The sequence below is a fragment of the Pseudoalteromonas sp. S3178 genome (genome assembly GCF_005886985.1).
Taxonomy (GTDB): Bacteria; Pseudomonadota; Gammaproteobacteria; order Enterobacterales; family Alteromonadaceae; genus Pseudoalteromonas; species Pseudoalteromonas carrageenovora.
Genome location: NZ_PNCW01000448.1, coordinates 1 through 234, shown reverse-complemented (window position 1 = coordinate 234; position 234 = coordinate 1). Strand labels below are relative to the sequence as shown.

At 38.9% G+C, this 234-nt stretch carries 1 protein-coding gene; it reads left to right on the top strand.

From position 1 onward, the window contains the following. Window positions 1-47 precede the first annotated feature (47 nt). The coding region (locus CWC11_RS21705) for a hypothetical protein (protein ID WP_138684238.1) at window positions 48-234 on the top strand (187 nt) is incomplete at its 3' end.

The window sequence follows — 234 nt, the reverse complement described above, 5'->3', positions numbered from 1 at the left end:
AGTACCTTTTCCGCGCAACACCTTTGGTGAAGTATTTAAGGAACATCATGGGCACTAGTTTAAAAATCCGTATCATTTTATTGTGTGTGGGCTTGGTTTTACTGACCTCAATGGCAAGTTTAGTGAGCTTTTGGTGGTCGACTAGCCACTTTAATGAAAGACAGGTTCAGCAAGATTTAAAAGTGGCACAGAATGTTTACCAGCAATATTTAAAAGCCAAAGAACGTTTATTGG